We start from the raw sequence: 26,579 nt of genomic DNA, 5'->3' as shown, positions 1-26,579 counted from the left end.
GTACACAGACAAGGCAAGCTCGGGCGTGGCCATTCGGCCATCCAAATTCATCGGGACATCCATGGGGCATCCGCTGCTGCTCGTTCAATTGCTGGTGATCATCGTGGTGTCGCGATTGATCGCCTGGCTCGCGCGTCGCATCGGCCAACCCGCAGTGGTGGGCGAAATGCTGGCGGGTCTCGCGCTGGGGCCCATCGCTTTCGGTGCCATCGCGCCCGAGTGGCAGCAGCAGCTGTTTCCTGCGGACAGCCTCGGCAATCTGCAGAGCCTGAGCACGCTGGGCCTGGTGTTGTTCATGACGGTGGTGGGCGCGGAGTTGCGCGTGCCGGCGAATGCGCAAGGCGGCCTGCTGCGTCCGGCCGCGTGGATCGGCGGACTCGCCATCGTCATTCCGGTGGTGTTGGCGCTCAGTGTCGCGCCCTGGCTGTATGCCGACTACGCACCGCCCGGCATCACCCGGCTCGGCTTCACGCTGTTCTTCGCCACGGCTTGCGCGATCACGGCGTTGCCGGTGATGGCGCGCATCGTGAAGGAACGCGGCATCACCGATAGCTTGCCCGGCCGACTCGGCATCGCAGCGGCGGCGGTGGCCGATGTGCTGGCGTGGATCATGCTCGCCTTCGTAGTGGCGCTGATCAGCGCACACGGCGATTGGGCGCCGTTCTGGCGCACCATGATCGGCCTGGTCGTGCTGCTGGCGCTGACCTGGTTCGTGCTGCGCCCGCTATGCGCGCGTCTGCTGGCGCGTCACGCGCCGGACGGCAACGCCGATGGCCCGGTGCTTGCGTTCCTGTTGGCCGGTGCATTCGGCTGTGCGGCGATCACCGAGTGGCTCAACCTGCACGCGGTGTTCGGCGCGTTCCTGTTCGGCGCCTGCCTGCCACGCGACGACCGGCTGCTGGAAAACCTGATCGACCGCGTGGAGCGCGTGACCGTCGCGGCGTTGCTGCCGGTGTTCTTCGTGCTGGCGGGATTGAGCACCAGTTCCAAGCTGCTGACCGGTGGCGCCGGCATCGCGCTGCTGCTGGTGCTGGCCGTTTCGGTCGCCGGCAAGTTGCTGGGCGGCACCGCCGGCGCGCGCCTTTCCGGTCAAAACTGGCGCGAAAGCTTCACCATCGGATCGCTGATGAATGCACGCGGCATGATGGAGCTCATCGTCATCAAGGTGGGCCTCGATGCCGGCGTCATCAACAGCGCGATGTTCACCATTCTGCTGGTGATGGCGATCGTCACCACGATGATGACGACGCCGATGGTTAGCTTGGTTCGTCGTTAGCACGGCAACGCAGTGCTCACGATGAAGCGATAAGCGCGCCAGCTACTAGCTTTCCCTCGGGGCACGGTGGCGCATGACAGCAAGATTCAATTGGAGTCGAGGGACGTCGCAAGGTGAGGGCCCGTACCCAATTGCTCCAGCATGCTCTGAGCTAGTGAGTCCGGTCGGCCGGATACCAGCCTGCGGTTACCGATCCAGGGAGCTTTTTGAACCACGCCTGGCATGTATTCGTCCCATTTGCCGTAGGCATCAGGGTCGGGAGTGCCCATTTCATGCAAGGTGAAGTCGACCGGAACTCGGATGAGCCAGGAATTGTCCTTCGCACTCGGACCGGTCGACGGTGGCTCGAAGGTCCAATTCTTGGTGCCCTCAATCGCCGCCTCGGCCAAGTCGTGTGCATAGATTTCGTTTCGGGTCTGTGCCAAGTACTGCCGAAGGTTTACCTGTTCGGCAAACGCCTGTTGCACGTGACCGTCTTCTCCGATCTGGAGCAACAAATACACCGTGCCCGACACCCGATCCGCCAGTGAGATGCGAGGGTAGCGGACGGGTGTCGTCGCCTTGCGATGGATGTAACGAGTGGATTCGCCGCTGCCGTCGGCAAATGAAGCGCCGGCGACGATCAGCCTGGCATGCGTTTCATCGATGGCGCGGGCCACCACGCGAATACTCATGGTCTCTTTCACCGGCTCGGCTACCTGATCGTCGAACTCGAATACCCAATGGGGAACATTCGTTTTGACGACATCGATCACCGCGGGAGGAATGCGCTCGGGTCGGTCGACCGTGTAGCTGACCACCTTGCCGTCCGGGCCGATGACAATGCTGCCCTTGACCAACATGCTGGCCTCGGAAACGGGCTGCCTGCCTGCGGCGAACACCGGCATTGACGCAAGGCAAAGACACATACACGCCGCTTTGGCGCGCGACAGAACATTCATGCATGTCCCCCTCGGAAGAAGGTGCGAGTGTATGGGCCGCGATGAGGTCAGGCCAGTGGCCCGCTGGCCGCTGTCACCAGATCCTCACCCGATCCTTCGGATCCAGATACAACGCATCCCCCGGTTTCACCCCGAACGCCTGATACCAGCCATCGATGTTGTGCACCGGCCCATTCACGCGGAACTTGCGCGGCGAGTGCGGATCGCTGGTGACCTGGCGGCGGATGGCGTCGTCGGTGAGCTTGCCGCGCCACGCCTGGGCCCAGCCGATGAAGACGCGCTGGTCGCCGCTGAGACCGTCGATCACCGGCGCGGGCTTGCCGTGCAGCGAGGCGTGATAAGCGTCGAGCGCCAGGGTGAGGCCGCCGAGGTCGGCGATGTTCTCGCCCATGGTGAGGTTGCCGTTGATGTGCACGCCGGGCAGCGGCTCGAAGGCGTCGTATTGCGCGCCGAGTTTCTTGGCGCGTTCGTCGAAGGCCTTCGCGTCGGCGGCGGTCCACCAGTCGCGCAGGGCGCCGCTGGCGTCGATCTTGCGACCCTGGTCGTCGAAGCCGTGGGTGAGTTCGTGGCCGATCACGCCGCCGATGGCGCCGTAGTTGATGGCCGGATCGGCGTTGGGATCGAAGATCGGCGGCTGCAGGATGGCGGCGGGAAACACGATGTCGCGCAGCGAGCCGTTATACGCGTCGTTGGTCTGCGGCGTCATGCTCCAATCGCTGCGGTCGACCGGCTTGTCCAGGCGGTCGACGTTGAACGACCAGTCGGCCTGCGCGGCGCGCAGCACATTGCCGGCCAGATCGTCGTTGCGCATGGTGACCTTCGAATAGTCGCGCGGATGATCGGGATAGCCCACCTTGATGGTGTAGGTGTCGAGTTTCTTCAGCGCTTCCTTGCGCGTTTCCGGACCCATCCAGTCCAGGTGTTCGATGCGCACGCGATAGGCCGCTTTCAGGTTCGCGACGAGCTCTTCGATCTTGGCCTTCGACGAGGCGGGGAAATACTTGTCGGTATAGAGCTGGCCCACGGCCCAGCCGAGGTTGCCGAAGCAGTACAGGCGCTCGCCGGTGCCACAGTCGCCGCCGGACACCGCGTGCACGCCGCGCTTCCACGACGCTTCCATCTGTTGCTGGCCCGCCAGCGTCTTCTCGTGCAGATCGAAGTACGCCTGCTGGAACGGCGTGGAGAGGTAGTACGCGGCATTGTCGGCGATGCGTGCCGCCTGCCATGCCTGGATGGTGCCGACCGGTGTCTTGGCATACAGCGCCGCCAGCCTCGGGAACGCGGTCTTCTCCATCGCCACCACATGCTTGAGCTGGCCCAGCTGCGCGGATTTCAGGAAATCGTTCCATGCAAAGCCGGGCGCGAGCTTCTCGAGATCGCTCACGCTCATCGGGTTGTACATGGCGACCGGATCGCGTTGCTCGACCTTGCTGATGCTGGCCTGCGCGATCGCCGTCTCGAAGGCCACCACGTCCTTCGCCGCGGCGTCCGGCTGCGCCCAACCGACCAGGGTGAGCAGTTTGGTCACATAGGCTTGGTAAGCGGCCTTCTGCTTGGCGAATTCGGGCTTGAGGTAGTAGTCGCGATCGGGCAGGCCCAGGCCGGCCTGCGAGACATACACGGCGTAGCGGTTGGTGTCCTTCAGGTCCACGTCGAAGTAGAGGTTGAACAGCGAGCCTTCGAAATCGATGCCTGTGCGGCCCATCAAGGCGGCCTGCGCATCGCGCGTGGTCGCCTGTTTCACGGCGTCGAGTTGCGGCGTGATGGGTTTGGCGCCCAGCGCATCGACGTGGGCCTGATCCATGAACGACTGATAGAACGCGCCGACCTTGCCGGCAATCGCCGTGTCGCTGGCCGGGTTGCGCGCGGCCGCCTCCATCAGCTCGTGCAGGCGCTGTTCGGTGAGGTCGGTCATCGCCAGTCGAAGGCTGACGGCGGGTTTGTCGGCGGGAATCGGCGTGTGGTCGAGCCAGGTGCCGTTGGCGTAGCGGAAGAAGTCGTTGCCCGGCTTCACCGAGGTGTCCGCGCCCGCGGCGTCGAAGCCCCAGCTGCCGTACTGCGGTTTGCCGGTGGATGCGTCAGCCGCGTGGGCCGCGCCGAAGGTGAGCGCGCAAAGGCATGCCGCTGCGAGGATCCTGCTGACCATACGATGCTCCCGCTGAGTGTGAACGCGGATACTCGCATGCTGGCGGGGTCCGGCCAGTGCTGGAAGTTGTGGTTCGCCCATGGCCGGCAGCCCGGGCATGCCGGGCCGCTGGCTGCTCGCCGACCGGAGGGATCAGTAGCCGTTGCGCTGATAGTGGATGCGGTTGCTGTCGTGGTTCAGCGACTGGTTGAGGTGCTGCTGCTCCGCCGCCGTCAGGTGACCGCCGTGTTCGGCCATGTCGCGGGTTTCGCGGGCGGCGATGTTGGCGTCCTGGCGCTCGTCGCGGAAGGCCTGCCGGGCGTTGATCTGGCCGTCGGCAATGCCGGCCTGGATGCGGTTCTGCTGGTTGGCCAGGCGCTGGTCGACCTGGTTGATGCGGCCATGGCCCGGGATATAGATCGGCTCGTCCTGGGCCGAGGCGGCGGCGCTGGCCAGGGCGGCCACCAGGCCGAAGGCGATCAGGCTGTAGCGTACGTTCTTCATGATGGGGTCCTCATGGTTCAAATCGTTGGGCGGGCGTCGCGTGGGCGACAGCGCGGCCTTCTTCGGGATGGATGACTCCTGCCGGGAGCGGGAACCGTGAGGCGGTTGACGGAAGCGGCGGATCGTTCAAGCCATACGTCGTTGAGCTGGCAGGTATAGGTTCGCGCGGGGGCGGCCCGCGGGTTTGCCGAAACGACGGCGGGTTTGCCAAAAAGCACGGTGTGCTGCCGCACAACGAAAGCGGCCCGGGAGAACCCGGGCCGTTGCCTATCGCTGCGATGAAGATCCGGGGGTGGGGCGTCAGGCCGGTTGCTCGGCCAGGGCGCGCAGATTGGCGAGGCCTTGCTCGAAGTCCTTGCCCACCATCTTGTCGAAGTTGAACACCAGGCCCATCAGCTTGCTCATGAACGGCGAGCGCCCTTGCATGGCCAGCTCACGCGGGTGGCATCGCCCTCCGGCGTCAACACGAATTCGGCGGTGTTGCTGGCCTTGAACGGGGTGAAGAACTCCAGCTTCAGGAACACGCGCGACGACGGCGTGGACTGGCCGATCTCCATGCGGCCGCTGCCGATGTCCTTGTTGCCGTTCCAGGCGTAGATCGCGCCCACACCCGACGGCGGCCCGTCGAACGTGCGTTGCATGGCCGGATCTTTCTTCTCGTAGGGCGACCAGGCCTGCCAGCGGTGGAAATCGTCGATGAAGGGAAAGATGCGCTCGGCGGGCGCGCGGATGGTGGCCGAGCGCTCGATGCGAAATTGATCGGGCCGCATGGCGGCCAGGATCAGCACGACCGCGACAAGCAGCAGGATAACGATGAGCGCAACAAGCATGCGGGTGACCTCGATGGGATGGATGCGGACGATCAGGCGTCGACGGTTTCGCGGGGAACCATGTGCATATACGGCTGCGCTTCGCGCAACACCCGGGCGAACGACGGCCGTTGCATCAGGCGCAGCAGATAGGCCGCCGTGTGCGGGTGGGCATCGTCCAGCGGCAAGATCGACAGGTTGATGAAGAACAGCCCAGGCGCGGCAGCGCAATCGGCCATGCTGAAGTGGGCACCTGCGGCCCAAGGCCGGTTGCCGGCGTCGCGTTCGAACTCGCGTTCGATCAGGTCCAGCGCCGTGCGCAGCTTGTCGCGCGCCTGGGCGACGCCCAGCGTGTCGCTCTCGGCCTTGGGGCGCAGGCGATCGGTGATCACCTTCTGCATCGGCTCGCTCACGTAGTGGTCGTAGAAGCGATCGCGGAAGCGCACTTCGCGCGCGTCGTCGGCATCGGTGGGAATCAGCGCGGTCTTGCCGGGGTAATGTTGCGCGAGGTACTCGATGATGATGCTCGATTCGGGCACCAGGCAGCCGCGCGCGTTGTCGTTGAGCACCGGGAATTTGCCGATCGGCCACAGCTTGTAGAACGCGGTGCGCGACGCTTCGTCCATCAGGTCCACCACGTGCGGATGGAACGGCGTGTCGTTCTCGTACAGCGCGATCAGCGCCTTGTGGCAATACGCAGCCAACGGATGCATGTAGAGCGTGAGTGACATGGGGGTGTCCCGAGTTCAGTGGGCAGGCGAGGCGAGCGCGACCTTGCCGGCGCTGCCATCGTCGATCAGCGCTTCGACCTGGATGCGCAGTGTCACGTCCATGTTGAAGCCGTAGGTCTTGCCGGCGTCCATGCCGAAGTCGTCGCGCTTGAACACGGCATAGGCATCGGCGCCGCACAGTTCGCGCTTGTTGAGCGGATGCGGCATGCACTTGAAGCTCTTGATGGAAAGCTCGAGCGGACGCGTCACGCCGTGCAGGGTGAGCGAACCCTCGACCTTGGTCGGCGCGCCGTTGACGAAGCCGGCCAGCTGGCCGCGATAGATGGCGGTGGGGTACTTGCTCACCTCGAACAGCTCCTTGCCGCGGGCGGCGTCGTTCATGGCGGGCAGGCCGAAGTCGGCGCTGGCCATCTCGACGGCGACGTCCACGCTGCCGGTGCCGGCGGCCTTGTCCAGCGTGACCTTGCCCGACGTGCGGTCGAACTTGCCGCGCCAGGTGGAAAGGCCGCCGAGATGGTCGGCTTCGAAACTCGGGTAGGTATGGGCCGGATCGATCACGTAGGTGGCCGAACCGGCATGGGCGGCGCTGGCGGCGGACAGGCACAGCAGGGTGCCGGCTAGGGCGTGGAGGGTGCGGTGGGGCAGGGGCATCGTCGACTCCTGGGGGTGGATGGCGGGCGCCGTTCTGGCGCGCTCATCTTCATGACGATTCAGGCTGGCCGATTTCGACATGGCGCTTCGACAGCCGGACGGACTGGCTACGTCCGGCTGCGGTACGCTTTGCGGGTACCGTCTTCTACCGAGGGGCAGCCGCCATGCGCGCGCCAACAGGTTCCGTCGTCGGGTTGTGTTCTGCATCGGCCACGCTGTGCGCGATGGGCATGGCATTCCTCGGCTACTGGGGCGTCCACGAGCCGGTGCCCTGGCGCGCGGTCGACCTGGTGGTGATCGTGCTGGCCTTCGCCGGTTTCGGCCTGCTGGCTTCCGTGCCATGGATCATCACCACGCCGGTGGCCGAAGACAGTGCCGAACGCATTCGACCCGCGCGCCGCATGTTTGCCTTTGGCGTGCTGGCGATCTGGCTCGCCGCGATGCTGGCGGTGGTCGGCTAGGCAGCCGTCAGACGTCGACCGGGTAGGGTCCGTCGCGAAAGGTTTCCGCGTGGTAACCCTTGGAGCCGATCAACCGGGCCAATGGACTGCGGATGTCTTCACCGGTCGCCAGGCGTGCGATCAGTGCGGCGAAATCGTGGCGCGGCGTCCAGCCCAGTTCGTTGCGGGCCCGCTGGTTCACATACACACGGTCGATGCCTTGGGCCATCTTCCAGCCGTGTTGCGCATAGATCGCGTCGTAACCGGGCACGCGCCGTCCCACCACCAGGGGCGCATGCGCCCGCAGGCCGTCCAGATCCTCGGGGAGGAACGGCGTGGTCGCGCTGATGATGTAGCGGCGGAAGCCAAGCATCGGCGCGCGTCGTGCCGCCAGCAGGTGCGCGCCCACCACGTCTTCGATGTCGACGCGGCGATGCAGGTACTCGTTGGTCTTGAGGTTGTCGTCGCTGTAACGCCCGCGCACCGAGCGGTCGTCGTCTTCCTCGGGAAAGAAGCGCGAGGTGCGCAGCACCATGGTGGCCAGCCCCTGGTTACGCGCGAACAGCTGGCACAGGTCTTCGGCGGCGGCCTTGGTGACGCCGTAGATGTTCTTGGGCACGGGCATCACATCTTCGGTGATCCATGCGGCCGGTTCGCCCGCCGGCGGACTCAGTGCGTCGCCGAACACGCTGGTGGTGCTGGTGTACACGAACGAATCCACGCCGCTGGCGACGGCCTCCTCCAGCAGGCTCAAGGTGCCGGTGAGGTTGACGTCGAGGAAGTCCTGCCGGCTATGCGTGGCGAGGTGCGGCTTGTGCAGCGTGGCCGGGTGGTACACGGTGCCCACGCCAGCCATGCAGCGGCGCACGAAAGCGCGATCGCAGATCGAGCCGAGGCGGTTGGTGTAACGCCCTTCGGCCACGTCCACACCGATCACCTCGTGACCGAGCTCCAGCGAGGCGCGCGCCAGCGCTTCCCCCAGGTGCCCCGAACTGCCCGTGACAAGAATGCGCATGCTCGACCGCGATCCAACCGAACGACGATGAGCCGTGATCCTAGCATCGGTGTTTGCGGCAGGAACATCGCGGACGGAATCAAACTTCCGCTTAAAACGCCATCCCGGATCGAGGCACGCCGTACGTTTCGTCAAGGCACGAAGTGTTCGGCGAATCGACCGCGTTAGACTCGGCGCATGAACGATGCGGTCTCTCCAAGCCGTTACCAACTGGCCGAGATCGGCGCGCTGCTCGCCGAGCCGGCACGCGCCGCCATGTTGCTGGCGTTGATCGACGGCACGGCGCGGCCCGCCGGCGAGCTGGCGCGTGCGGCGGGCGTGGGTGCGGCCACCGCCAGCGCGCACCTCAAGCGCCTGCTGGAAGGCGGCCTGCTGGCCGTGCACGAACAGGGACGCCATCGTTACTACCGTCTTGCCGACGACGACGTCGCGGGCATGATCGAAACGCTGGCTGCGCCGCGCGGCCGGCCGGTGCTACCCGATCCCACGGGCGGCGATCGTCCGCTGCGCACGGCGCGCACGTGTTACCGCCATCTGGCGGGCCGACTCGGCGTAGGTTTGTGCGATGCGCTGCTGCAGCAGGGCTACGTGCTTGCAGCGAGCGAGGGCATGCGTCTGCAGGAGCACGGTGCACAGGCGTTGGTGCAGGCCGGTCTCGATGCCGCGCGCGTGGAGACGTTGTTGCCGCTGGCGGGTCGCGGCTGCCTGGATTGGACAGAACGCCGCCTGCATCTGGGCGGCCCGCTCGGTGTATCGCTGACCGATGCCTTGCTCGACGCAGGTTGGCTGCGTCGCCGAGCCACCAGCCGTGCGCTGCAGCCCAGCGATGACGGATTGCGCCGCTTGATCGCGCTCGGCGTGCCGTGGGAGAGCGGTAGCTGATCGTCCCGTCGTGCCCTCTGTGGGAGCGCACTTGTGCGCGACAACCTGACGAAGCGGAACGCTGCCGTCGCGCACAAGTGCGCTCCCGCAAAAGAGCGGCAGATGCCACGCCACCCATCGGCAGCGCCGCATCGCGAATGCATCAAGCCTGTTTTTTCTTGAAGAGCTTGGCGAACAGACCGCCGATGGCGGCAATGCCGATCACCACGACCTTCTTAAACGCCAGCAGCATGATGCCCAGCTTGGCGAACAGCCCGGCCTTGGCCGCGATACCGCCGGCCACCAGGGCGGCGATGCCGTAAGCCGCGGCTTTGTCGGTACTCGCGTTGTAGTCGGCATACCGCTCGCCCGGATTGAACTCGGCCATGGCCACCACGTCGGGCATTTCCGCGCGAACCTGGGCCAGCTGGTCGATCGGCGCCACCGCATTGAGCGAGAGATAGCCCTTGCGGCCGAGCACGCGGATCGCATAGTTCAGCGACTGCCCGTCGGGGCTGCCGTCGGCTTTCTTGAACTTCAGGTCGCGCGCCCAGTACAGCTTGTGCGTCGCTTCGTCGTAGTGCGGCGGCTCGGCCCAGCCCACCAGCTCGATGGCGGGATAGCCTTCCTTGAGGCGCTCGGCATTGCCCTCGTCGGTGCCCTTTTTCAGGTCCTTGAGCATGTCGTCGTAGTCGATCTTCGCGGCATCCTTGTCGGATACATAGCCTTCATCGACGAAGGTGACCACCACCGCCCAGGTTTTCTCGTCGAGCACGGCATGTGCATCGGTGCTGGGAATGATCATGCCCAGCACGCTGGTGTCGGGCGGATTGCCCCAGGCCTGGGTAAGCACGCGCTGCGCATCGGCCGCGGAAAGAAAACTGTAGCCATGGGCCAGCTTCAACGTGGCCTGCGCGCCGGGAAGGGAGACCTCGCCGGTGACCGGGTGAAGCGAAGCGACGAACGCTTCGGCGGAGGTGTGCGAGCCACTCTCGTCGGCCATCGCCGCGATCGGTGCGGAAAGAACAAAAGCGGCCAGCAAAGCCATCGCCGGCAGGAGCGTCTTGCGAAGCATAGGAATTCCCCTGGTATCGTCCGTTGATACGCATCCCTCTCGATGCGGCCGCGGGCCCTTGAGCCCGCGGCGCTGCGATCTTATCGCCTCGTAAGCTTTTGCGCTCTGGGAATGTTCCCTGCTTAAGGCGACTTCGGAGCAGGCGACCGTTCGAAGCTGCCGGCGTCGCCCGGGAACACCACCGGGCTCTCGTAGCCATCGGCCGAGACGGCCGAGACACCGAAGAACCAGTCGTCGATCACCACGTCCTTGATCACCGCCTGGTCGCTGTCACCCACGGCGCGGCTGTACTGCCACTGCGGTGCGGTGGTGTCGCGCCAATGCACGATGTAGCCCGCGGCGCCCGGCACCTTCTTCCAGTGCACGGTGGTGTCGCTGGCCAGCGCGCCTTCGATGCTCACGCCGGACGGCGGTGCGGGGGCACGGCTCAACGCCGCCATGGTCACTGTATTGAGGGCGGTGACGCGGGCGAGATAGCGGAAGTCGACACCGTCGATGGTGTCGCCGTATTTGATGCCCTTCTCCGTGCGCAGATCCTGGTGCTGGCGCGTGTAATCCTCATGACCTTCGGTCACGCGGACGCCGGGATAGCCCGCTTCCAGGAACGGCACCTGGTCGCCGCCGCGGCTGTAGCGGTCGGTGCGATAGACCATGTGCACGCGCAGGTCGGGCAGATACGTGGAGGCGATCTGCTCCATGTAGCGGGCGACGTTGCGCGAGGGCGAATCCACTTCGCCGCCGTGATAGGCGCGGTACTTCGCCTGTTCCGGCGTTTCATTGGTCTTGGTGCCCTCGGAGAAGATACGCACCGTGGTGTTGTCCAGCACGCCGTTCAGGCCGTGGCTGTTGCCGACGATGTCGTTGTTGAGGTCGGCCTGCACGTTCCAGCCTTGCGCCACCGCGTAATCGGCCAGCACCTTGCCGCCGTACAGGCCCTGCTCCTCGCCCGACAGCGCGGCGAACACCAAGGTGGCGTCGTTGTCTTCCTTCGACAGCAGGCGCGCCGCTTCCATCAGCGCGGCAACGCCGGAGGCGTCGTCGTTGGCACCCGGTGCATCGGAGGTGGCATTCATCACGTCGGTGACGCGCGAATCGAGGTGGCCGGTCATCACGATCACCCGCTTGGGATCGCCCTTGCCGCGCTTGATCGCCACCACGTCCATCACTTCGGTGGATTGCGGCACGCGCTTGCCGGTGAACATCTGCGACGGTGTCACCACTTCGATGCAACCGCCGCAGGCTTTGGAGATGTCCTCGAACTGCGACTTCACCCAGCGTCGCGCGGCGCCGATGCCGCGCTTGTCCGACTTGGTGTCGGACAGCGTGTGGCGCGTGCCGAAGCTCACCAGCTTGGCGATGGTGGCGTGCAGTGCCGCTTCGCTGGGCGCGGTGGACAGGGCCAGCAGCGAGGATTGCTCGCGCTGCTGTGGCGGCGCATCGCCGGCATAGGCGGTGGAGAGGGCAAGGCACAACGCAAGCGGCAGCAGCGACGGGGCAAGGCGCATGAGGGTCTCCCAGGGGTCAGCCCCGCACTCTACATCGGCAGCGGCGTTCCGCAGAACCCTGCAGGGAATTACGGCGTGCCCGGCTTGACCAGCGTGATCTCGAACAGCTTGGGCCAGCGCTTGCCGGTGACGAACAGGCGATCGTGCTGCTCGTCATAGGCAATGCCGTTGAGCACGTCGTTGTACGGATCGGGCAGGCGGCTCACATCGAGCAGGCCGCTGAGGTCGATCCAGCCGGTCACATGGCCCGTGGCCGGATCGATGCGTGCGATGCGATTGGTCATCCACACGTTGGCGTAGATCTCGCCCTTCACCCATTCCAGCTCGTTGAGATTGGCCACCGGTTCGCCATTGTCGGTCACCATGATGCTGCCCGTGGCGGCGAGCGTGTCCGGATCGAGCACGCGCAGCACCGGCGAACCATCGCTCATGTAGATGTGCCTGCTGTCGCGCGTGAGCGCCCAGCCTTCGCCGGGATAATTGAACGTGCGCAGCTGCTTGAAGCTGGCCAGGTCGTATACAAAACCCATCTGGTTTTTCCAGGTGAGCTGGATCAGCTGCTGCTTCCAGTCGATGATGCCTTCGCCGAAATAAGCGTCCGGCACATCGTGGCGCTGCACCACCTTGCCGGTTTGCAGCTCCACCTTGCGCACCGTCGATTCGCCCGCTTCGCCGGTGCCTTCGTAAAGATAGCCGTCCTTGTAGAACAGGCCTTCCGTATAGGCCGAGGTGTCGTGCGGATAGACATGCACGACGCGATAGCCATAGACCGGCGTGGCCGCCTGGGCGGCGGAGCAGGTGAGGGCACCCAGGGCGAGCGCCAAGCAGTAGCGGCGAATCATGGAAACGACATCCTTAGCGAAGAGCGCAAACCGTCAGTGCAGCGAGCGTACCCGGAAATTGCGTCCCTTGATCTTGCCGGCGCGCAGCCGCTCCTGCGCCTTGTTCGCAAGATCCCGGCGAATGGCGACATAGGCGCGGGTGGCGAACACATCGATCTTGCCGATGTCCTTGGCATCGAGGCCCGCATCGCCGGTGAGCGCACCAAGGATGTCGCCGGGGCGCAACTTGTCCTGGCGCCCCGCATCGATCACCAGCGTCTTCATCGGCGCCAGGTTGAGCTGCTTGCCGCGCGACGGCGCCACCTTCAGCGGATGCCACGGCAGCGGCTGGCCCAGCTGTTCTTCGATGTTGATCGCCTTGGGACGCTCGCGCGGTGTGACCAGCGTGACGGCGAGGCCGTCTTCGCCGGCGCGGCCCGTGCGGCCCACGCGATGCGTGTGCGTGTCCGGATCGTGCGCGATGTCGAAGCTCACCACCAGCGGCAGTGCCGCGATGTCGAGGCCGCGCGCGGCCACGTCGGTGGCCACCAGCACCGAGCAGCTGCGATTGGCGAACTGCACCAGCACTTCATCGCGGTCGCGCTGCTCCATGTCGCCGTGCAGTGCGAGTGCCGAGAAGCCGCGCTTGTCCAGTTCGTCGGCGACGGCGTCCACGTCCTTGCGCATGTTGCAGAACACCAGCGCGTGTTGCGCATGTTCCTTGCCGAGCAGTTGCGCCAACGCGTCGAGCTTCTGCGCCGGCTCCACTTCGTGGAAACGCTGCTCGATGGTGGTTTCCTCGTGCGGCGTTTCGATCGTCACTTCCACCGGGTCGCGCTGCACGCGCTTGCTCACCTGGCGGATTTCCTCAGCGTAGGTGGCCGAGAACAGCAAGGTCTGGTGATGCTTGGCGATGCGTCCGACGATGTCGTCGATGGCCTCGCTGAAGCCCATGTCGAGCATGCGATCGGCCTCGTCCAGCACTAGCACCTTGATGCCGCCGCCGTGCAGGCTGGCGCGCTTCAAGTGTTCCTGGATGCGCCCCGGCGTGCCCACCACGATATGCGGATCGTGCGTGAGCGAGGCGAGCTGCGGACCCAGCGGCATACCGCCGCACAGGGTGAGCAGCTTCACATTGGGAATATTGGCCGCCAGCTTGCGGATCGCCTTGCTGACCTGATCGGCCAGCTCGCGCGTGGGGCAGAGCACCAGCGCCTGCAGGCGAATGGTGTCCACCTCGATCTGCTGCAGCAGGCCAAGGCCGAACGCCGCGGTCTTGCCGCTGCCGGTGCGGGCCTGCGCGATCACGTCGCGCCCTTGCAGGATCGGCGGCAGGCTCTGGGCCTGCACCGGTGTCATCTCGGTGAAACCGAGGGTTTCCACGCTGGCGAGCAGCGCGGGCTTGAGTGGGAGCGTGCGGAAATCAGTCATGCGCCATGATCGCATCTTTTAAGCACGATTCGTGCAAAAAACGGCGCTGCATCAATCGTCTAAAGGCTTAGTCGAGCGTGCAGCGAAGGCATGTTCGGCGGCGCCGCGGAGAATGGAGGGGCTGACGTAACCTCGATGAAACCGTTCGATTGCGGCCATGTAGACATGCCCGAACAGGTTCGTACACGCCACGCGTGTTCCCATGCTGAGCTCGATCCGGCCGGAGCCGACCTTTCGGACGGCAACGCAGGAACGGAAGCGCAGATGCTTATCGTCGGCCCCCAGGATCACCTGTGCGAAGGTGTCGTCGCTGTCGATGCGCTGGTCGATGACTGGAAAGCGCCCGGCGAATCTTGGCGCAGCCGACGACCCAAGCAGCGACGATACCGGGCAGCTGAGCGGCGATGTGCGCAGCCCCAACGGCTTCACCAGCACATTGCGGAATGCCATCAAATAAGACACTCCAGCCGGCGGGTGGGCAACGAAAGCTTCCAGCAGTTTGGCAAGCAGTGCAGTGGCACCCGTGCCACTGACCCGCGCATCCTCGAGTGTGAGCACGAACATGTCCTGGTGATGGTGCCTTGATGGCAACTGCTCGAGGAGCAGCGAATCGGCGTTGGGCTCAGCCAGCCGCACGACCGTGTGACGGCCGCCGCGTTCGCTGGAAAACCCTCCCGCGCGCCGATAGTGGGTCCACGCACGGCGCACTTTGCCGGCGGCACCGCGTACCAGGCGGCACATCCAGCTGTGCAGCGAGCCGGCAGGTGCATCCAGCGACAAGGCAATGGTCGGCACATCCAGTCGGCGCGCTCCGTCGTCGAGCCGTTGCTGCACGATTGTCGGCAGCACCTCGGTGAGCGATGGAATCGTGGCGGCGTTGGCTCGCACCTGTTCCCGCACATCCGGCGCCAGATCGCCGCCAAGCTCGTTGGTATGGCAGGAGAGCGCGAACAGTGCGGGATGACCGCCTCGCGGATGCAAGGAAACGAACTGGTGCCAGGTAGCGCCGCCGAAGCGAACGCTGAAAAGGCAATCGGGCGGAATGTCGACATGACGAAGCGCCCGAAGAAAGCTGTCAGGATCGCTCGCTAGCTGATCGGACGAGGCATCGGAGAAGCGAAGCCTGGTGCCGCCGCTGCCGGACACCGCCGTGAATACGCGATGCCCTGCGTGGCGATGGAAAGGATGCCCTTTCGCGCCCACCACGAAGCTGTACAGCGAGGTAGGATCGCCGTTCTCGAAATGGGGCCCGCCCAACCTGGCCGATGGTTCGTCCAGCGCATCGATAAAATCCCGATGCGCCCGCTGACGTGCGGTGGCACTTGCCACCAACTGGTCGCCCGCTCCATGCCCCAACTGCGAGATGAGAGTCACCTCAATGGGCACGCCTCCTGACGGCGATGGAAGACGCGCACTGGGAAATGTCGCTACGGCACGGGCTTGAGACTGCATCGCGTGACTCCGGTAAGAACCGTCTACCAGCAGGCGCCCTCTGCGCTGTTACGCCTTGCCCTTGCGAGTGGCCAGCTTGCGCGACTCGCGCTTCAGGGGACCGGCGGCTGGACAAATCTCGAACGCAAAACCAGTAAGCGTGTTTACCAGGCTGTCCTGATTGAGCCGATAGAACACGTATTGCCCGCGCCGTTCGCTGCTGACCAGTCCGGCAGCCTCCAACAGGGAAAGATGCCGGGAGATGGCGGGTGCGGTCATCTCGAAGCGGCTGGCGATGTCGCCAGCCGTCAGCTCCTGTGCCGACAGGTAGGCAAGGATTTCGCGTCGCGGACGCGATGCCAGGGCTTCAAATACTTGATCGACGGCCATTAGCTTTTAAGCAATTAAAGTATTAGTTAATTATCTACACAAGAAAAGGGCGCTGTCAACGCGCCCTTTTCAATGACGCCGGGACTGATCAGCCCTGCATGTCTTCCAGCTCGATGCCCTTGGTCTCGCGCACGGCCTTCAGCACGAAGATCAGCGAAATCAGGGCGAAAGCCGCGTACAGGCCGTAGGCGAAGGCGAGGCCCATTTCGGCCAGCGCCGGGAAGGTGCTGGTGATGGCGAAGTTGGCCAGCCACTGCGCGGCGGCGGCCACGGCCAGCGCGATCGCGCGGATCCGGTTGGGGAACATTTCGCCCAGCAGCACCCACACCATCGGGCCCCAGCTGAGGCCGAAGAACACCACGTAGGCATTGGCGGCCACCAGCGCCACCATGTTCCACGGCGCTGGCAGACTCAGGCTCGCGCCGCTGCCGGTGGCCTGCGAGAAGCACCAGGCCATCGCGCCCAGCGTGACGACCATGCCGGCGGAGCCGATCACCAGCAGCGGCTTGCGACCGATGCGATCCACCAGCGCGATCGCTACCAGTGTCACCAGCACGTTCACCACCGAAGTGGCCACCGTGATGGAGAACGAATCGGCTTCGCTGAAACCCACCGAATGCCACAGCGTGGACGAGTAATAGAAGATGACGTTGATGCCCACGAACTGCTGGAACACCGACAGCAGGATGCCGATCCACACCACCGGCAGCAGGCCCAGGCGCGGACCGCGCAGGTCCTTCAGGGTGGGACGGTATTCCGAATGCAGGCTCTCCTGGATGTCCTTCACCTTGGCATCCAGCGCGGCGTCGTTGTGCATCGCCAGCACCTGGCGCAGCACGTCCTTCGCTTCGGCGAGGCGACCCTTGGCCACCAGGTGACGCGGCGACTCGGGCACGCCGAGCACCAGCGAGCCGTAGATCAGCGCGGGCACCACGGCGACCAGGAACATCCAGCGCCATGCGTCCAGGTTGAACCACAACTTGTGCGAAGCGCCGCCGGCGGTGCTGGCCAGCCACGCATCACTGAGCAATGCGGCAAAGATGCCGAGCACGATGGCCAGCTGCTGCAGCGAGCCGAGCCGGCCGCGCACGGCGGCGGGCGAGATTTCCGCGATATAGGTCGGTGCGATCACCGAGGCCACGCCCACGCCGACGCCACCCACCAGGCGCCAGAACACCAGGCTGCCGACGCCGGTGACCAGGCCCGAGCCCAGCGCACTCAGCGCGAGCAGTACCGCGGCCACCTGCATCGCGCGCACACGGCCAACGCGATCAGCCAGCGGACCGGCATACCAGGCGCCGGCAGCGGAGCCGAGCAGCGCGCAAGACACGGCGAAACCGATGTGCGCGGCGTCGAGCCCGAAGTTGCCGCGCACGGCGTCGACCGCGCCGTTGATCACGGCGGTATCGAAGCCAAACAGGAAGCCGCCAAGCGCCGCAGCGGCTGCGATCAGCACGACACGCGCGGTGGCGTGCTGACCAAGGTCATCGACGGCACTCTTCGCCGCCGGTGTCGAATTCAGATTCATTGCCTCTCCCCAATCCAGAGTCCGGCGATTCTGCGCTGGCGGTGCCGGTTTATTGAAGTGAATACGTATGCATCAGGTTGGGGATGAATGTCGAGCTTTGGATGATGTTGCGCGTGCGGTGGGTGTGTTTTGCGATCCGGCGGTACATGCATCCGCTATTTTGCTGCTTCGCAGCATGTGTGAGTGCGTCGAGTGTAAGGCGATGCACCGCACTTCTCCCTCTCCCCTCCGGGCATAGGGGGAAAGTGGTGTGCATCGCGAAGAGAGTCCCGCCTTTTAAATGCTCAGCGAGCGGGAACGCTCACCACTGCGTGCGCCCCGGCAACAACCCCTTCAATTCCGCCTCGGTCAGGTTGCGCCACTGCCCCACCTTCAAGTGTCCCAGCTTCACGTTGATCACGCGCACCCGCCGCAGCTGCGTCACGCGATAACCGAATTCCGCCGCCATCAGGCGAATCTGTCGATTCAACCCCTGCGTAAGAATGATGGCGAAGCCGAACTTGGCGATCTTGCGTACCTTGCACGGCTTGGTCATCTGGCCGTGGATGCGCACGCCGCGCGCCATGCCCTTGAGGAAATCGTCCGTCACCGCCTTGTTCACCGCCACGAGATATTCCTTCTCGTGGTTGTTCTCCGCGCGCAGGATCTCGTTGACGATGTCGCCGTTGCTGGTGAGCAGGATCAGGCCTTCCGAATCCTTGTCCAGGCGGCCGATCGGGAAGATGCGTTCCTGGTGGTCGACGAAACCGACGATGTTGTCCTTCACCGTCTGATCGGTGGTGCAGGTCACGCCCACCGGCTTGTTCAACGCGATGTACACGGCGCGCTTGGCCGCGGGCGTCGCCGCCAGCACGCGGGCCTTGACGATCTCGCCGTCCACGCGCACCTCGTCGCCCTCCAGCGCCTTGGCGCCGGTGCTGACGACTTCACCGTTGATGGTGACGCGGCCGGCCAGCAGCAGCTCGTCCGCCTCGCGGCGGGAGCAGATGCCGGCCTCGCTGATGTATTTGTTGACGCGCATGGATGGATCTTTGGTTCTTTTGTAGGAGCGCACCCTGTGCGCGACAACCAGGCGAAGCAGTGCAACGCAGTTCTGCGGTCGCGCACAGGGTGCGCTCCTACAGGGTTTTCGTTCTTACGAACGCAGGCCGATGCCGCGCTTGAGCAGGTGCAGCGCGACGGCCGTCAGGCCCACCACGAACACCAGCATCACCGCGAACGCCACGCCGATCTGCACGTCGCTGACGCCGAGCACGCCGAAGCGGAACGCATTGACCATGTACAGGATGGGGTTGACCATCGAGATGCTGCGCCACGGTTCGCCCAGCAGGTCCACCGAATAGAACACGCCGCCGAGATAGGTGAGCGGGGTGAGCACGAAGGTGGGCACCAGCGCGATGTCGTCGAACTTCTTGGCGAACACCGCGTTGACGAAGCCGGCCAGCGAAAACACCGTGGCACCCAGCAGCACCGAGAGGAAGGTGATGATCGGGTGGGCCACGTGCAGGTCGGTGAAGAACAGCGCGATCAGCAGCACCAGCGCGCCGACCACCAGGCCGCGGGCCACCGCGCCGGTGACGTAACCCAGCAGGATCACCCAGTTCGGCATCGGCGACACCAGCATTTCTTCCACCGCGCGGCTGAACTTGGCGCCGAAGAACGAGCTGGAGATGTTGCCGTAGCTGTTGGTGATGATGCTCATCATGACCAGGCCAGGCACGATGTACTGCATATAGGTGAAGCCGTGCATCTGGCCGATGCGGCTGCCGATCAGCTTGCCGAAGATGACGAAGTACAGCGTCATCGTGATGGCGGGCGGAATCAGCGTCTGCGTCCAGATGCGCATGATGCGCATGATTTCGCGACGGACGATGGTATTGAGTGCAACGAGGTTGCCCGTGCCGTTCATGCGGCCTTCTCCGTGGTGTCTTTCCGGCCGTTCTCGACGAGTCGCACGAACAGTTCTTCCAGTCGGTTGGTCTTGTTGCGCATCGAGGTCACCGTCATGCCGCGTTCGCTCAGGCCCGCGAACAGCGAGTTGAGGTCGTGCGAGCGGGACATCTCCGCTTCCATGGTGTGCTCGTCCAGGCGGCGCAGCGAAATGCCGGGGATCACCGGCAGGTCGGTCGGCACGTTGTTCACGTCCAGCACGAAGGTTTCCACATCGAGCGAGGCCAGCAGGCGCTTCATCGAGGTGTTTTCCACGATGGTGCCGTGGTCGATGATGGCGATGTTGCGGCAAAGCGTTTCCGCTTCTTCCAGATAGTGCGTGGTGAGGATCACCGTGGTGCCGGCCGCGTTGATGCCGCTGACGAACTGCCACATGGAGCGGCGGATCTCGATGTCCACGCCCGCGGTGGGCTCGTCGAGGATCAGCAGCTTGGGCTCGTTCATCATCGCGCGGGCGATCATCAGGCGCCGCTTCATGCCGCCGGAGAGCATGCGCGCCTGATGGTGCGCCTTGTCCCACAGGCGCAGCTCCTTCAAATACTTCTCCGCGCGCTCGACGGCGATCTTGCGCGGGATGCCGTAGAAGCCGGCCTCGTTCACGCAGATGTCGAACGGCTTCTCGAACTGGTTGAAGTTGATTTCCTGCGGCACCAGGCCAATCAGCTGCATGGCCTTGCCGCGCTGCTTGTTGACCGACACGCCGAACACGTGGGCGTCGCCGCTGGTGGCGTTGACCAACGAGGAAAGAATGCCGATCAGGGTGGATTTGCCGGCGCCGTTGGGGCCGAGCAGGGCGAAGAAATCGCCGGGCTGGACCGTGAGACTGATGCCTTTGAGGGCTTCGACGCCATTGTTATAGGTCTTGCGCAGGTTTTCGACGACCAGCGCGGGTGTTGAAGAGGGGGACATGGGCTGCACCGAAGGGGCCAGCCTTCTATTATACGTGGCTTGCCCCGGCGCTCCCCTACGGAGCGACGATCTCACTCGCCACTCCCCTGGGAGCGGCGATCTCTCAAGTTCCCCCGGAAGACCGATGGCCGATCATTTTCAGCTCCGACTCGTCGACAGCACCATGCTGGCGCCCACTGTCCGCCACATGGCCTTCGAGCGGGCCGACGGCCAGCCGCTGGCCTTCACGCCGGGGCAGTTCCTGCAGATCCACTTCCATTACGACGACGGCACCGCCACCAAGCGCAGCTATTCGGTGGGTACGGTGGGCGACGGCTCCTCGCCGGTGCAGCGCATCGAAATTGCCGTGAGCTATGTGGAAGGCGGCGCCGCCACCAAGCTGCTGGGCGAGCTGCCGATCGGCGGCGAAATCAGCGCCAGCGGCCCCTACGGCCGCTTCTGCCTGCAACCGGGCGACAGCAACGGCCGCTACCTGCTGCTGGCCACCGGCACGGGCGTCACCCCGTATCGCGCCATGCTTCCCAAGATCGGCGAGCTGGTGAAGCAGGGCCGCGAAGTGGTGCTGCTGTACGGCGCGCGCAACGAAACCGAGCTGCTGTACGGCGAGGAATTCGAGGCCTTTGCCCAGGCGAACCCCGGCTTCACCTTCCACGGTTGCCTGAGCCGCCAGCCGCGTGACGTCCCGCGTCCGGACGACCGCCCGGGCCACGTGCAGAACGTGCTGGCCGAGCTGGCGCCCAGCGCCGAGCGGGACATCGCCTACCTATGCGGCAATCCGAACATGGTCGATGCGGCTTTTGCCGCCCTGAAGGATTTCGGCCTGCCGGTAATGCACATCCGCCGCGAGAAATACATTTCCTCACGCTGAGTCGCGCAACGGTGGCTAAACCGTTGCCCACCAAGGCGCTCAAGTTCGGCTGAGACCGGCCGCTAACGGGATCAGCCCGGCGTTGCCCTGCGCCGGCTCCCAGCCCCTGTTCCACGGGTCAGCTTCCCGACACCCGTCAAAAACGTGACGCAGTTCACGTTGCGGAGACCTGCGCGGGTTTCCGATATCAAGCGCAAGGGGCCCACGCCGATAGATCCCATCAGGTATCCCCAAAAAGGGGGTGCGGGAAGGGGCATTTATGAAGGGCTGGATTCGCAAGACCTGGGTGAGCTGCGTTGTCGCTGCGTCATTGGGTGTGCCGTTGGCACATGCGGCAGGGACCGGCACCATCACGTTCGTGGGTGCGATCGTGGTACCCACCTGCAACACGGCCGACGTGGCCGGAGTTTTCCCGCAACGCGGTTATCAGCATTGCGCCATGCCGGCGGGACAAGCGTCGCTGCCTACTTCCAGTTATCGACAGGATGTGGCTTCACTTGAGAGCGAAGCCGTGAACCATGATCGCCTGCTCGCATACTTCGCCGGATACGCCAGCAGCGAGCAGACGCAGATCGTCACGCGCACCTACGAGTGAATGATTACTGGTAGGTGATCGTGTATTTGATGGTCGCGTTGACGACGCCCGCCGTGGCCGCTGCCGTCGCGTAGTACTGCGCATAATAGTTCAACGTCACGGCATTGTTGACGACATTGAACGTACCCGAATTCTGCGCTGCGGCCGACGATGTCTTGCTGAGATTGAGGGCGCCCGAGAGGCTGCTGCCTGGACCGTTGAGCAGCTGCACCTGCACGTTCTTGGCGCCGCCATTGCCCGTGGTGGTGTTGGTGAGATTGCCGGTCGTGTTGCTGACGGTGCCGCCGCTGAAGATGTTGGACGCCACGGTGAAGCCGTTGGGGCAACCGGTGATCTCGATGTTGAAAGGCGTCACGCCTGCGGTTTTGCCCGACGCAGACAGCTGCGACGTATCGACCGTCGGCAAGGTTACCGTCTGGTTGTTGCCGCCCGTCACCGTGCACGTCGGGTTGGTGATGATGATGGCGGGCAGGACCAGGTTCGCACCGAGGCTCTGGCTGGTCGAGTTGACGCTTCCGCCGGAGATGTACCACCAGTAGGGAATCAGGTTGTTCTGCGAGATGGTGCCCGTGCCGGCCGTCGTTTTCGTCTTGATGAGCTGGGCGGTGTAACTGGCAGTGACCGTGCCGGAGAACGAGCCCACGGCCGCGCTCGAAGGCGCCGTGACCGCGCCAGGCACATAGCCCGCCGTGCTGGTGGGGCCACAGGCAAGACAGGACTTGCTGGTGGCCTGGACCGGCGTCGCCGTGACCAGTACGGCCCAGCCGTTCAAGTTGGTGGCGAAGGTGATGCCGGGGCCGCTGGTGTTGTTGCTGTTGTCCAGCGGGGCCAGGGTCTGACCGGCCTGGATGGTCGCGGTGTAGTCGTTGGCGGCTTTGGACGCGGGCAGCCCCGAGCAGTTGAAGATGATCGTGGCCGTGCCCGTCGCGCCGTCAATCGGACCTAAGCCCTCATCGGGCTGAACGACGACGGTGGCAGGCATGCTGAGCGTGGCCGAAGTGGCCTGGCAGTTCGCCGCAGCCTGTGCCGCTGGCGCCCAGCCGGTCGCCATGAGCAGCAGCATCAGCAGTCCGAAAAGCTGCGCATGGCGCTTGCGCAAAGCCGAGCCAACCTTCATGAGCCACTCCTTGTTGCCTGTGCGACGGCGTTGCTGCGCGTGCAGGTCGCCGTGATCTGCTGAAGCGCCTTGGCCGACTTGTCCTTCGACGGCGGCGGCAGCTCGTAGTAGAACGAGCACGATTGTGCCTCGCCGTCGTCATCGTGCCAGCGCACGCTGAGCTTGCCGGTCGGATCGACGCCGCGCACCAGGATCTGGCTGGCCTGACCGACCACGCCGAGCACGACATTCTTCTCGTTGAACACTTCGGCACCGAACGGCAGCGCGTCGCCATTGTCCAGCTGCGAACGAATGAGCACGGTGCGCCCGTTCTGCGTCTTGAACTTCATCATCACCACCGCGCCGGCATACGGAGCCACCTGGGCGCTGGTGGCGTCGAGCTGCACGTCCATCGGCAGACCCTTGGGGTCGACCTGCACGGAATTGAGCGCGTACGGCGTCAGGTACGGCACGATGGCGTAGCCGAAGCGATCGATCTTCACGCCGCCGCTGCTGTTGACGCGCGCACCGGCGGCACCCGGCACGTAGACGATGCCTACGGTGTCGCTGATCGGCTGGCCGAAGGTGATGCCACCCGGATGCGCCACCACCGAACCGCTCACGCCCAGCGAGGCCTGCGAATAACCGCTGCCCTTGCCGTAGGTGGCGTTAAACACCGCGAACGGGCTACGGTAGCCGGCGCTGAGCGAACCCGCGGTGCTGCTGTTGCTGCCGGTGTCGCCGCCGGAGCTGTGCGAGGCGGTGGCGCCGTAGTTGAACTGGTTGTCCGCACCCAGCGTGCCGTTCACCATCGCCTGTTCCTGCGAACCGGTCTGCTCGTCGTGCGAGAGGTTCAGCGTCATCGTCGGCGCATGCGTCGTGCTGCCCAGCGGCAAGGTGAAGTTGACGAAGACCTGGTTGTCGTAACGGCCGGTGGCATCCACCGAGCGTTGCGCCGAGACGTTGTAGCTCAGGCGACGGATATGGTTGCTGTAACCGAGCTGGAACTGCGTGTCGGTGTTGCTGCGGTTCCAGTAGTCGCGCACCGAGGCATTGGCATAGATCGAGCCGCCGTTATCGCCCAGCGGCTGGCTCATCGACAGCGTGAAACTGCTGCGCTGGCGCTGCACGCCGGTGATCGTGAGCAACGAACCGGCGTTGAACGTCGAGCCACTCAGTGCTGCCTGCTGCGCGGGCGTGAGCACGCTCGAGACCGGCACGCCGTCGATGGTGTTGACCGTCGGCGTCAGCGTGGTGCCGAACGCGTCGAGGCCGTGGCGGGCATAGTCGCGCGCCTGTTCGGCATCGGTGAGGCTCAGGTAGCCGCCGGTGGAATAGCGATAGGCGGCCACTGAGAAGTTGGTCTGCGTGGACGGGATCACCTTGCTATAGGTGATGCGCACGCTCTGGCCCGACTGGGTCGAATAGCCGGGGATGTGCGCCTGCGCCTGGGTGACGTCCAGTGCCAGCGCGCCGTAGTGCGTGTCGATGGCGGCGCCTATCAGCGCTGCGCCATAACCCTGGGAACCGACGATGCCGGCGTAGCCGGTGAGCAGGTTGTTGAAGCCGTGCTGCACCGTGGCCTGCGCCACGCCCGGCTGATCCTTGATGGAGGCCACGCGCAGCTGGCCGATCGAGACGTCGTAACGGGTGATGCCGGGGCGCAGCAACTGCGCCACCGAGGCGTAAGGCACCACGAACACGGTGCTGTGGCCGTCCGCTTCGGTCACCGTCACATCGAGGTTGCCGCCGAAGCCGGTCGGATACAGGTCGTTGATCACGAACGGACCCGGCGCCACCGTGGTCTGGTAAATCTGCACGCCGTTCTGGCGCACGCTCACCAGCGCGTTGGTGTTGGCGATGCCGCGGATCATCGGCGCATAGCCCTGCATCGACTGCGGCAGCATGCGGTCGTCGGTGGCCAGTTGCACGCCGCGGATGCCGAAGCTGTCGAACACGGTGCCGTCGGTGTAGCTGTCGCCGACGGTCAGCACCGAGCGCAGCGACGGCAGGTCGCGCTGCAGGTAGGTCTGGATGTTCTGCCAGTGGCTGCGCGACGGGCTGTTGGACGAAGCGGACGTCCAGGTCATGGTGCCCTGCTCGCGCAGATGCCACAGGCCGATGTTCACGCCGGTGTTCACACCCAGGTACGAGCTGGTCTGGCTGGTGCCCTGGCTGCTGCTGTGGAAGCTGTTGAAGTTGTAGTTCAGCAGGCCGGCCGGTACGCCGGCATCCCAGTATTCCGGCGACACGTAGCCGCGCGGCATCAGGCCCAAATAGGCCTGCGGCACGCTCACGTCCAGGCGCAGCTGGGTCATGTCGAAGGTCATCTTCGCATCGGGGATCAACTCGCCGATGGAGACGCAGGCCGACGGATCGTCCATACGTTTGGCCACGTCGTCGGCCATCTTCGGATGCAGGCCGAACTGGTCGAGCATCTTGCGATCGAGGCAGGGCAGTGCATTGGCGTTCGCCGACGGCGCCACGAAGCGCACGGCACGGCGGCCCACCCACACGCCATTGAGATAGACGTCGCTGTTGTACTCGCCCGGCAGCACCGGGTTGCCGTGCTCGAAGCGCGACAGGTCGGTGGTGTTCTGGCCGGCGCCCGACAGCATGCTGCGGTCGAAGTCGGCATAGCCGCCGCTGCTGCCCGGATCGGCGCCGCCCGGGCTGGCCGACGGATCGGCACCGGAGGCGGGCAACGCATAGGCGGAAAACGTAGCGCCCGCCAGCGTGGCCGCAATGGCCGCGCTCAGGAACGCACGATGGCACGCCACCGGCCAGGACGTGCGTCGCTGGGCGTTGGCGTGCGGGTGCTTCATGCGGCGACCGAGCCCTTGAAGGTCACGTCGGAGCCGTAGTCATTGAGGCAGTGATAGTCGATCGCGCTGCCAGCGGTCGGCGCCTGCTTGATGTCGGACACGGGCAGGCTGAGGTCGGACATCGGCGCGACCATGCCGGCGTCGACCTTATGCGCCACGCCACCCACGGTCACGCGGATGTCGGTGATGGTCACGTAGTACGGCGTGGGGTTGTGCACCACGATGGCGGCACCGCTGGCCTTGAAGGTCAGTTCGCCCGGTGCCTTGACCGGATCGCCGGCCAGGCCGGTCGGGCGGTAGAACAGCTTCAGGCGCGAGCGGATCGCCATCTGCAGCGTGTTCGCGTTCTGCGTCACCAGGCTGGAGGGCTTGGGCGGCACTTCGAGCACGTTGAGCCAGAACACCGACTCGCGATCGGTCGGCAGCGGCTGGTCGCTGTGCGTGAAAAGGATGCGCAGGCTCTGGTCGCGGTTCGGCTCCATGCGGAACAGCGGCGGGGTGATCAGGAACGGCGTCTTCACCTTGTCCGGCGTGGACATGGGATCGCCGTTGTCGACCCAGCTTTCGACCAGGGCAGGCGTGGAATTCTGGTTGGTCAGGCGAACCGTGACTTCGCCATCGGCGGCAGGAAAGATCACCCGGGTGCCGGCAACGATGACGTTGGCGTGTGCAGCCGTCATGGAAACCGTGCAAACGAAGGCCAGCAGCGCCGCGGAAAGGGCGCGGTTTGGAAACTTCATGGGGGAGACCTCAGAGGCGAAACAGGGAAAGTGCTGCGGCGGGAGCCCGCCGCAGCACCGGG

The 26,579-nt window shown here is 65.0% G+C and carries 25 protein-coding genes; 5 read left to right on the top strand and 20 right to left on the bottom strand.

The features are described 5' to 3' along the window. Window positions 1-61: 61 nt before the first annotated feature. Window positions 62-1,276, top strand: a complete 1,215-nt coding sequence (locus tag ISP20_RS14425) for a cation:proton antiporter (RefSeq protein WP_204636810.1) — start codon at window positions 62-64, stop codon at window positions 1,274-1,276. A gap of 86 nt (window positions 1,277-1,362) precedes the next feature. On the opposite strand, the gene ISP20_RS14420 is transcribed toward ISP20_RS14425, so the two are convergent. From ISP20_RS14420 to ISP20_RS14395, 6 genes are all read right to left on the bottom strand, one after another. Then, window positions 1,363-2,217 (bottom strand): energy transducer TonB, encoded by an 855-nt coding sequence (locus tag ISP20_RS14420; RefSeq protein ID WP_204636809.1) that lies wholly within the window; start codon window positions 2,215-2,217, stop codon window positions 1,363-1,365. A 73-nt stretch (window positions 2,218-2,290) separates the two neighbouring features. Beyond that, window positions 2,291-4,363, bottom strand: a complete 2,073-nt coding sequence (locus ISP20_RS14415; protein ID WP_204636808.1) for a M13 family metallopeptidase — start codon at window positions 4,361-4,363, stop codon at window positions 2,291-2,293. A gap of 132 nt (window positions 4,364-4,495) precedes the next feature. Further along, a complete protein-coding gene (locus tag ISP20_RS14410) occupies window positions 4,496-4,846 on the bottom strand; it encodes a hypothetical protein (RefSeq protein WP_204636807.1) in 351 nt (116 codons plus the stop codon). Between the two features lie 401 nt (window positions 4,847-5,247). Continuing rightward, window positions 5,248-5,676, bottom strand: coding sequence for an SRPBCC family protein (locus ISP20_RS14405; RefSeq protein WP_204636806.1), 429 nt, complete (start codon window positions 5,674-5,676; stop codon window positions 5,248-5,250). Window positions 5,677-5,708: 32 nt separating this feature from the next. After that, entirely contained in the window at window positions 5,709-6,386 is a 678-nt protein-coding gene (locus tag ISP20_RS14400) for a glutathione S-transferase family protein (protein WP_204636805.1), read from the bottom strand. Window positions 6,387-6,401: 15 nt separating this feature from the next. Further along, entirely contained in the window at window positions 6,402-7,037 is a 636-nt protein-coding gene (locus tag ISP20_RS14395) for a YceI family protein (RefSeq protein ID WP_204636804.1), read from the bottom strand. A 164-nt stretch (window positions 7,038-7,201) separates the two neighbouring features. Here ISP20_RS14395 and ISP20_RS14390 point away from each other — a divergent pair, with 164 nt between their 5' ends. Next, window positions 7,202-7,498: a hypothetical protein gene (locus tag ISP20_RS14390; RefSeq protein WP_239535895.1), complete on the top strand. Its 297-nt coding sequence runs from the start codon at window positions 7,202-7,204 to the stop codon at window positions 7,496-7,498. 7 nt (window positions 7,499-7,505) lie between these two features. On the opposite strand, the gene ISP20_RS14385 is transcribed toward ISP20_RS14390, so the two are convergent. Further along, window positions 7,506-8,492, bottom strand: a complete 987-nt coding sequence (locus ISP20_RS14385) for an NAD-dependent epimerase/dehydratase family protein (protein WP_204636803.1) — start codon at window positions 8,490-8,492, stop codon at window positions 7,506-7,508. A 177-nt stretch (window positions 8,493-8,669) separates the two neighbouring features. Between ISP20_RS14385 and ISP20_RS14380 the strand changes: the two genes are divergently transcribed. Continuing rightward, entirely contained in the window at window positions 8,670-9,374 is a 705-nt protein-coding gene (locus ISP20_RS14380; protein ID WP_204636802.1) for an ArsR/SmtB family transcription factor, read from the top strand. A 142-nt stretch (window positions 9,375-9,516) separates the two neighbouring features. Here the strand turns inward: ISP20_RS14380 and ISP20_RS14375 are convergent, their stop codons facing one another. From ISP20_RS14375 to ISP20_RS14330, 10 genes are all read right to left on the bottom strand, one after another. Continuing rightward, entirely contained in the window at window positions 9,517-10,428 is a 912-nt protein-coding gene (locus tag ISP20_RS14375; protein ID WP_204636801.1) for a DUF2167 domain-containing protein, read from the bottom strand. Between the two features lie 122 nt (window positions 10,429-10,550). Beyond that, the gene (locus ISP20_RS14370) at window positions 10,551-11,933 is read right to left on the bottom strand and encodes a M28 family metallopeptidase (protein ID WP_204636800.1); all 1,383 of its coding nucleotides are present in this window, start codon (window positions 11,931-11,933) and stop codon (window positions 10,551-10,553) included. A 68-nt stretch (window positions 11,934-12,001) separates the two neighbouring features. Next, the gene (locus ISP20_RS14365; protein WP_204636799.1) at window positions 12,002-12,775 is read right to left on the bottom strand and encodes a glutaminyl-peptide cyclotransferase; all 774 of its coding nucleotides are present in this window, start codon (window positions 12,773-12,775) and stop codon (window positions 12,002-12,004) included. 33 nt (window positions 12,776-12,808) lie between these two features. Next, complete coding sequence (gene dbpA, locus ISP20_RS14360; RefSeq protein ID WP_204636798.1) at window positions 12,809-14,185, bottom strand: ATP-dependent RNA helicase DbpA; 1,377 nt, start codon at window positions 14,183-14,185, stop codon at window positions 12,809-12,811. A 51-nt stretch (window positions 14,186-14,236) separates the two neighbouring features. Further along, entirely contained in the window at window positions 14,237-15,571 is a 1,335-nt protein-coding gene (locus tag ISP20_RS14355) for a DUF2867 domain-containing protein (protein ID WP_338031013.1), read from the bottom strand. A 114-nt stretch (window positions 15,572-15,685) separates the two neighbouring features. Continuing rightward, complete coding sequence (locus ISP20_RS14350) at window positions 15,686-16,006, bottom strand: metalloregulator ArsR/SmtB family transcription factor (RefSeq protein WP_204636796.1); 321 nt, start codon at window positions 16,004-16,006, stop codon at window positions 15,686-15,688. Window positions 16,007-16,094: 88 nt separating this feature from the next. After that, window positions 16,095-17,534, bottom strand: a complete 1,440-nt coding sequence (locus ISP20_RS14345) for a sugar porter family MFS transporter (RefSeq protein WP_204636795.1) — start codon at window positions 17,532-17,534, stop codon at window positions 16,095-16,097. Window positions 17,535-17,835: 301 nt separating this feature from the next. Beyond that, window positions 17,836-18,555, bottom strand: a complete 720-nt coding sequence (gene rluF / locus ISP20_RS14340) for a 23S rRNA pseudouridine(2604) synthase RluF (protein WP_204636794.1) — start codon at window positions 18,553-18,555, stop codon at window positions 17,836-17,838. Between the two features lie 114 nt (window positions 18,556-18,669). Beyond that, entirely contained in the window at window positions 18,670-19,443 is a 774-nt protein-coding gene (locus tag ISP20_RS14335; protein ID WP_204636793.1) for an ABC transporter permease, read from the bottom strand. Further along, window positions 19,440-20,393: an ABC transporter ATP-binding protein gene (locus tag ISP20_RS14330; RefSeq protein WP_204636792.1), complete on the bottom strand. Its 954-nt coding sequence runs from the start codon at window positions 20,391-20,393 to the stop codon at window positions 19,440-19,442. Before ISP20_RS14330 ends, ISP20_RS14335 begins: the two co-directional genes overlap by 4 nt. A gap of 124 nt (window positions 20,394-20,517) precedes the next feature. Here ISP20_RS14330 and ISP20_RS14325 point away from each other — a divergent pair, with 124 nt between their 5' ends. Further along, window positions 20,518-21,261: an FAD-binding oxidoreductase gene (locus ISP20_RS14325; protein ID WP_204636791.1), complete on the top strand. Its 744-nt coding sequence runs from the start codon at window positions 20,518-20,520 to the stop codon at window positions 21,259-21,261. A gap of 259 nt (window positions 21,262-21,520) precedes the next feature. Then, window positions 21,521-21,856 carry a hypothetical protein gene (locus tag ISP20_RS14320; RefSeq protein WP_204636790.1) on the top strand — a complete coding sequence of 112 codons (336 nt, stop codon included), beginning with the start codon at window positions 21,521-21,523 and terminating at the stop codon, window positions 21,854-21,856. Between the two features lie 4 nt (window positions 21,857-21,860). Here ISP20_RS14320 and ISP20_RS14315 read toward each other — a convergent pair whose 3' ends face one another. Genes ISP20_RS14315 through ISP20_RS14305 form a run of 3 tightly spaced genes read right to left on the bottom strand, consistent with a single transcriptional unit; the run spans window position 21,861 to window position 26,517 of the window. Further along, entirely contained in the window at window positions 21,861-22,973 is a 1,113-nt protein-coding gene (locus tag ISP20_RS14315) for a fimbrial protein (protein WP_204636789.1), read from the bottom strand. Further along, a complete protein-coding gene (locus ISP20_RS14310) occupies window positions 22,970-25,777 on the bottom strand; it encodes a fimbria/pilus outer membrane usher protein (protein ID WP_204636788.1) in 2,808 nt (935 codons plus the stop codon). The genes ISP20_RS14315 and ISP20_RS14310 overlap by 4 nt, the downstream gene beginning before the upstream one ends. Beyond that, on the bottom strand, window positions 25,774-26,517 hold the full coding sequence (locus tag ISP20_RS14305; RefSeq protein WP_204636787.1) for a fimbrial biogenesis chaperone: 744 nt from the start codon (window positions 26,515-26,517) through the stop codon (window positions 25,774-25,776). The genes ISP20_RS14310 and ISP20_RS14305 overlap by 4 nt, the downstream gene beginning before the upstream one ends. Window positions 26,518-26,579: the final 62 nt, after the last annotated feature.

The organism is Dyella kyungheensis (genome assembly GCF_016905005.1).
GTDB classification, from domain to species: Bacteria; Pseudomonadota; Gammaproteobacteria; order Xanthomonadales; family Rhodanobacteraceae; genus Dyella; species Dyella kyungheensis.
Note: the sequence above shows the minus strand (reverse complement) of the source record. Positions and strands in the feature narration are given on the sequence as shown.

What these genes read in the sequence shown, in the direction of transcription:
- ISP20_RS14425 (WP_204636810.1), top strand. Translation starts at nt 62, where the DNA reads ATGGGGCATCCGCTGCTGCTCGTTCAATTGCTGGTGATCATCGTGGTG.
- ISP20_RS14420 (WP_204636809.1), bottom strand. Translation starts at nt 2,217, where the DNA reads ATGAATGTTCTGTCGCGCGCCAAAGCGGCGTGTATGTGTCTTTGCCTT.
- ISP20_RS14415 (WP_204636808.1), bottom strand. Translation starts at nt 4,363, where the DNA reads ATGGTCAGCAGGATCCTCGCAGCGGCATGCCTTTGCGCGCTCACCTTC.
- ISP20_RS14410 (WP_204636807.1), bottom strand. Translation starts at nt 4,846, where the DNA reads ATGAAGAACGTACGCTACAGCCTGATCGCCTTCGGCCTGGTGGCCGCC.
- ISP20_RS14405 (WP_204636806.1), bottom strand. Translation starts at nt 5,676, where the DNA reads ATGCTTGTTGCGCTCATCGTTATCCTGCTGCTTGTCGCGGTCGTGCTG.
- ISP20_RS14400 (WP_204636805.1), bottom strand. Translation starts at nt 6,386, where the DNA reads ATGTCACTCACGCTCTACATGCATCCGTTGGCTGCGTATTGCCACAAG.
- ISP20_RS14395 (WP_204636804.1), bottom strand. Translation starts at nt 7,037, where the DNA reads ATGCCCCTGCCCCACCGCACCCTCCACGCCCTAGCCGGCACCCTGCTG.
- ISP20_RS14390 (WP_239535895.1), top strand. Translation starts at nt 7,202, where the DNA reads ATGCGCGCGCCAACAGGTTCCGTCGTCGGGTTGTGTTCTGCATCGGCC.
- ISP20_RS14385 (WP_204636803.1), bottom strand. Translation starts at nt 8,492, where the DNA reads ATGCGCATTCTTGTCACGGGCAGTTCGGGGCACCTGGGGGAAGCGCTG.
- ISP20_RS14380 (WP_204636802.1), top strand. Translation starts at nt 8,670, where the DNA reads ATGAACGATGCGGTCTCTCCAAGCCGTTACCAACTGGCCGAGATCGGC.
- ISP20_RS14375 (WP_204636801.1), bottom strand. Translation starts at nt 10,428, where the DNA reads ATGCTTCGCAAGACGCTCCTGCCGGCGATGGCTTTGCTGGCCGCTTTT.
- ISP20_RS14370 (WP_204636800.1), bottom strand. Translation starts at nt 11,933, where the DNA reads ATGCGCCTTGCCCCGTCGCTGCTGCCGCTTGCGTTGTGCCTTGCCCTC.
- ISP20_RS14365 (WP_204636799.1), bottom strand. Translation starts at nt 12,775, where the DNA reads ATGATTCGCCGCTACTGCTTGGCGCTCGCCCTGGGTGCCCTCACCTGC.
- dbpA (WP_204636798.1), bottom strand. Translation starts at nt 14,185, where the DNA reads ATGACTGATTTCCGCACGCTCCCACTCAAGCCCGCGCTGCTCGCCAGC.
- ISP20_RS14350 (WP_204636796.1), bottom strand. Translation starts at nt 16,006, where the DNA reads ATGGCCGTCGATCAAGTATTTGAAGCCCTGGCATCGCGTCCGCGACGC.
- ISP20_RS14345 (WP_204636795.1), bottom strand. Translation starts at nt 17,534, where the DNA reads ATGAATCTGAATTCGACACCGGCGGCGAAGAGTGCCGTCGATGACCTT.
- rluF (WP_204636794.1), bottom strand. Translation starts at nt 18,555, where the DNA reads ATGCGCGTCAACAAATACATCAGCGAGGCCGGCATCTGCTCCCGCCGC.
- ISP20_RS14335 (WP_204636793.1), bottom strand. Translation starts at nt 19,443, where the DNA reads ATGAACGGCACGGGCAACCTCGTTGCACTCAATACCATCGTCCGTCGC.
- ISP20_RS14330 (WP_204636792.1), bottom strand. Translation starts at nt 20,393, where the DNA reads ATGTCCCCCTCTTCAACACCCGCGCTGGTCGTCGAAAACCTGCGCAAG.
- ISP20_RS14325 (WP_204636791.1), top strand. Translation starts at nt 20,518, where the DNA reads ATGGCCGATCATTTTCAGCTCCGACTCGTCGACAGCACCATGCTGGCG.
- ISP20_RS14320 (WP_204636790.1), top strand. Translation starts at nt 21,521, where the DNA reads ATGAAGGGCTGGATTCGCAAGACCTGGGTGAGCTGCGTTGTCGCTGCG.
- ISP20_RS14315 (WP_204636789.1), bottom strand. Translation starts at nt 22,973, where the DNA reads ATGAAGGTTGGCTCGGCTTTGCGCAAGCGCCATGCGCAGCTTTTCGGA.
- ISP20_RS14310 (WP_204636788.1), bottom strand. Translation starts at nt 25,777, where the DNA reads ATGAAGCACCCGCACGCCAACGCCCAGCGACGCACGTCCTGGCCGGTG.
- ISP20_RS14305 (WP_204636787.1), bottom strand. Translation starts at nt 26,517, where the DNA reads ATGAAGTTTCCAAACCGCGCCCTTTCCGCGGCGCTGCTGGCCTTCGTT.